The organism is Pseudonocardia sp. EV170527-09, assembly GCF_008369905.1.
Taxonomy (GTDB): domain Bacteria; phylum Actinomycetota; class Actinomycetes; order Mycobacteriales; family Pseudonocardiaceae; genus Pseudonocardia.
The window spans coordinates 1-4,821 of record NZ_VRMC01000167.1 but is presented as its reverse complement, the minus strand read 5'-3'; the positions used below and the strand labels follow the sequence as shown (position 1 = coordinate 4,821).

2 protein-coding genes and 1 pseudogene are annotated in these 4,821 nt (G+C 66.3%); all 3 read right to left on the bottom strand.

Going from position 1 to position 4,821, the window contains the following annotated elements:
- Positions 1–10: 10 nt before the first annotated feature.
- A complete protein-coding gene (locus FVA95_RS27450) occupies positions 11–313 on the bottom strand; it encodes a hypothetical protein (RefSeq protein ID WP_149666706.1) in 303 nt (100 codons plus the stop codon).
- 95 nt (positions 314–408) lie between these two features.
- The gene (locus FVA95_RS27445) at positions 409–1,446 is read right to left on the bottom strand and encodes a hypothetical protein (protein ID WP_149666704.1); all 1,038 of its coding nucleotides are present in this window, start codon (positions 1,444–1,446) and stop codon (positions 409–411) included.
- A 497-nt stretch (positions 1,447–1,943) separates the two neighbouring features.
- Positions 1,944–2,740 (bottom strand): annotated as a pseudogene (locus tag FVA95_RS27440) (transposase family protein).
- Positions 2,741–4,821 lie beyond the last annotated feature (2,081 nt).

The following is a 4,821-nucleotide window of genomic DNA, read 5'->3' as shown; positions in this document are numbered from 1 at the left end:
CGCATCCTCACTAGTTCCAGGTCACCGCGATGATGATCATCGCCAGGACGATCGCGTTCCCGAGAACCACCAGCGCAAGCCACACTCCCGCGTGAGCGGGCCGCGCCGCCACCCCACCAGCGCGGCGTTCACGGCGTTCACGGCGGCATTCACTGCGCTGGTGCTCACACTCGAGGGCGTCGACGAACGCCGCCCGGTTGAACACCACGGTAGCGACATCGTCTTCCTCGAACAGGCCCGGACGCCCGTATCCGGACAGCGCCCGCTGACCACGCTGCCCACCCTGACCACTGCTACGGCTGGCGACCACCACGTCACTGTCCGCGACGAACCGGGCGAAGGCCAGAGACCCCCACCAACATCACCCGAACCATCACCCGAACCGATGCCAGCAGCACTACACCGAGCTCACCGCCGATACACCCGCAAGCCCACCACCAAACGCGGATTCCACGCCGTCCCCGCCAGCAACTTGTTCTGGGCCAGCCACGCTGTGGCCTTACCCAGATCACCGCGCAGGCGTTCCCGCACAGTGTTCGGCAGTCCGTCCGGGCCGCACACCCGCTCCTCCAACAGGGCGCCGATGACCCGCGACAACGACTGGCGGGTCGTCAGCGGCGGCCGCCGCCGGTCCAGGACCTGAGAGATCCGCGTCGACAGGACCGTGACGTCTTCTGGGTGGAGCTGGTTGTTCGGGCGGAGCTGCGTCGACCCCGACGGCGACACTGACACCACCAACCACCCCGCCTGCCCCGACTTCTTCGACACAGAACTCGGCCCAGAACTCAGACCGGAACTCAGACCGGAACTCGGGCCGGGATTCGGTGGGGTCGGCGCCGGTGCGGTCTTCGGCGGAGCCGGTGCCGCCGTCGACTGGACCGGCGATGCGCTCTTCAGCTCGCTCTTCGGCTCGCTCTTCGGCTGCGGCGGCGGCTCGGCCTCCGGAGCCGTGGCCGGGGTCGGGGTGTCGGTGGGCTTCTTCTTTTTCTTCTTCAGTGAATGCTGCCGTTCGGGGATCGTCCCTGACACCTCACCGGCCACGGTGAAGGACACGACCAGGAACGGGCCCCGGGACAGTTTCTTGCCCATACCCCCGGCGAGACCCTCGAGATAGGCCTCCCACGAGGCCGCGACGGTGAAATCGGCCAGCGTCAACCCGGCCGCCGACGCCACCGCCTCGACCTTCGCGGCCTTGACCGGGCCGGCGATCCCGGTGACCCGCACCGGCACCCGCACCTTCCCCACGCCCGCCGTCACGATCTCTCCGACCGCCAGGCCCCGGTTCCGGCCGGCCGCCACGATCGTCGCCCGCTTCCCACCAGCGACGATCCGCCGCACCGACAACGCCCCGAACCACCACAACCGACCCGCACCCGCAGGCCCTACCGGTGCGAGATCAGGGGCAGCGGGATCAGGGGCAGCGGGATCAGGGGCAGCGACGTTCATGCCCGGTATTCTCGCCCGACCGCCGTTCTCGACCCGTGCACCGGTCCAGACACGGACTGAACCGGCCACCGGCGACGTCGAGATGACGCACACAACGACATCGATATGCACAGATATGCACAGCGGCGGGCGGTGAGGTGTTCTCAGTCGGTCAGGGCCAGGACGAGATTGTCCGCGGCGGCGCGCTGGGCGGCTTTCTTCGACGTGGCCCTGCCGTCGCGTTCCACGCCCCCCATCGTCGGGCAGGGTCGCGGTCGCGGTGTTGACGAACACCTGCGCATGACTCGGGCCCTCCGCGCCGTCATCACGGAACCCCAGGCGCTCGAGCCGGCCGGTCTGACACCAGTTCTGCAGCAACGACATCGACGCCGGGAACTTCCCCCGCAGCTTCCTCAGCCGGGTCGGCAACGCGTTCCTGTCGATCTGTCCGCAGCGGTTAGCTTGGTGGGCCAAAGAACTCTCTGCCCCTGTCGCACACTGAGCCTTTGCCAACTTGGTCAGGTGTTGGCGATCATGAGGGTCTGAACTGCGGCGATGAGCTTGTCGGCCCGGTTCGGGCTGGAGCGGATCTTGCGGAGGATCTTCCAGTTCTTCAGCTCGGCGTTGGCCCGTTCACCCGGGCCCCGGCGACGGGCGTGAGCGGCGTTCACAGCCTTTTGATTGCTGGACAGGGGGCGGTAGCTGCCGGTGTCGGGGTCGAGGCGCCGACGCCGCTGCGGGACCGCCACGGTCGGGCCTGCGCCCTGGTAGGCGGTATCGGCCACCGCCACGATCCGGTGCTCGGTCAGGGCGTCGATGATGCCGTGCCCGCGGGCCGCGCCCATGTCGTGGCGTGCTCCGGGAAGCGGCGGGGAGATCCACACCAGGCGGCCGGCCGGATCAGCTATCACCTGCACGTTGAGCCCGTGACACTTGTGCTTGCCGGAGTAGAACCCGCGGTCATACCCACCGGCCATGCCGACCCGGTCGATACGCAGCAGGGTGCCGTCGAGGATCACGAACGCCTTCCCGAGCGCGACCTCGATCGCCTGATCGAGGGTGGGGGCCATCGCCGCGAGCAGCTCATCGCCTCGCGCAGGTAGCGGTAGACCGTCGAGGTGCCGACCCGGAAACCGCAGGCCAGATCGGCGTAGGTCTCGCCCTTGCGCAGGTGGGCGACCACGAGCAGGGCTTGGCGGCCGCACGTCAGCTTCCGCCACCGGGTCGCCCTCTGGTTGCGGTGCGCACGCAGCGCATCGGAGAGCACGTGCAGGGCGCGGCTGGACACGGTCATCCCGGACGGGTAGGACAACACCTTGAAGCTCCTGGTTGGACGGTTTCGATCTCAGCAATCGCCCGTCTACCAGGAGCTTCACCCATTCGAGGTCGCGCCACGCCGCACACACCCTGACCAGCCCGAACACCAGGTTGGCAAAGGCTCACTGACGAGCACCGGGGGACCCGACCCGCACCGAACCGACGAAGCGGACAGAGCAGACAGGGCAGTGCTGCCGTCGCTTCCGGTCCTCACCCGCCCCTGGGGTAGAGGTGTCCGGCCAGCCCCAGCGGCAAGCGGTATGGAGTTGGGTGGGCGCGGGCTGCGGTCCGGATCGACTTGCCCACGACCCGCTACCTGATCGACACCGACCGAGGACCGGTCACCACCGCCGACCATCCCTGCTCCGGGACCGCACCCCACCACCGCCGACCATCCGGACCCGTCCACTTGATCTCCGGCACACCCACAGCAACCGGGACACCGTTGAATATGTCCGTCGCATACCCGCTAGCAGAATACGACACTCCCCGCTGAACCCAGTACAAGGGAAAGCCAGTCAACGGACAGAGGTGCAAGTCCGCGAACCGCCCCCCCAACGCCGCACCGTCAAGCTGATAAGTGAACAACAACGACAAATCGTCGGCGAGCCAGCACTCCTCGGTGACCAAGCTGCTAGGAACCGCCTCAACCCAAATACGTGCCGCCTCAACAAGACTATGCCCTACAGCAGTGGCCCACCCCTCCCTATCAACATCTGCAAACATCACATCCCCAAACTCAGTCATGACTCCCCTACCGGGCCCTCATACATGATCTGCTCTCCCCCCGGCCCCATGTACACAACCTGCTCCTTCTCCTCGTCAGGGCTCCCCCCTGGAGCCGACCGAGCCGGGCCACCGAAAACCTGATTGATCCACTCCGGGCAACGAGGCCGAGTCTTCCCGAACTCACAAAACGCAGTCACTACGCCCGTCATTCCCGACTTCGGAGCGCGCCAGAAAGGATTGTAATCGATCGCCACCGTCACCCACACCCTCTCGGAAACCGTGCAACCACTAAGCTTGCACACTCGCCGCACAAATTCACCCCGGTGGGCCCACCTGCCCGGCGCTTGATTTTTAACTTGCATCGGGCCGGTTACGACAGCCGCAACAACCTGATCATTCTTAATATTATGCTTCCAGAACACCTTGTCGTACCCGAACCCCGAGTCCGGCCTCTCCGCATACCAGAAACCTCGACGATAGAACACCGGACCGCCGACGGAGTTCTTGAAAACCTTCCGGACATACGCCTGATACGACACAGGAGGCTCCGGACGTGCCGCCATCACCCCAGGCGGCGGCGGATCACCCTCAGCCGCCGAAACACCCACGACAGAAATAAGACACGCCAACGTCACCACAAGAACCACTGCGGATCTGCACACGCCCCGCGACATGCAATTACTCGAAACCATGCGGCGACCTTAACCACCCGCCACGCCAGCCGAATAGGCCGGGCGTCTTCGTTACCGACCCGCCGAGCGCAAGCCGCTACCGCTAGACCACCCGCGGTAAAAAGTTCCGCCCTGCACGTCCCGCTTTGCGAACTATCACCACAATTTTCGCTCCCGCCACGAGTCACCGACCTCCCGCGACCGACAGCCCGCCGAGCGCTCAGGCCGCGCGATACGCCGGGGCCCCTCGCCACACACACCACCCCCCACCCGCCCCGGCCAGACACCGGGACGAAGATCATCAGTTGATGCATGGGTGTGCTGCGGTTGATCTTGATCGTCTGGCGGGTCAGCACCCGCGGGAGACTGACGCGACGACCGCGATGGATGCGGGACACCCGCGCCGATGACTCCACCGCAGGCGTGCAGCTCCCCGCGCCCAAGGGTCACGCAGCAGTCGACACGAACGCCGGAGCGACCGAGATGCCCGGAGCCGAGTAGTGCTCGATCCCCCTGCTCAATCACGATCACCCCGCCGTTACCCCAGCCGAGTAGTACCCAACCACCCTCGAACAGATACGCCCACAACAACCCGAGCATCCGGTCACGTCCGCTGACGTGGTGGACGAAGACGGCTACCTCGTGAGCCTTCGTCGGTCAAACTACGCGGTGATCGCGG

What these genes read in the sequence shown, in the direction of transcription:
- FVA95_RS27445 (WP_149666704.1), bottom strand. Translation starts at nt 1,446, where the DNA reads ATGAACGTCGCTGCCCCTGATCCCGCTGCCCCTGATCCCGCTGCCCCT.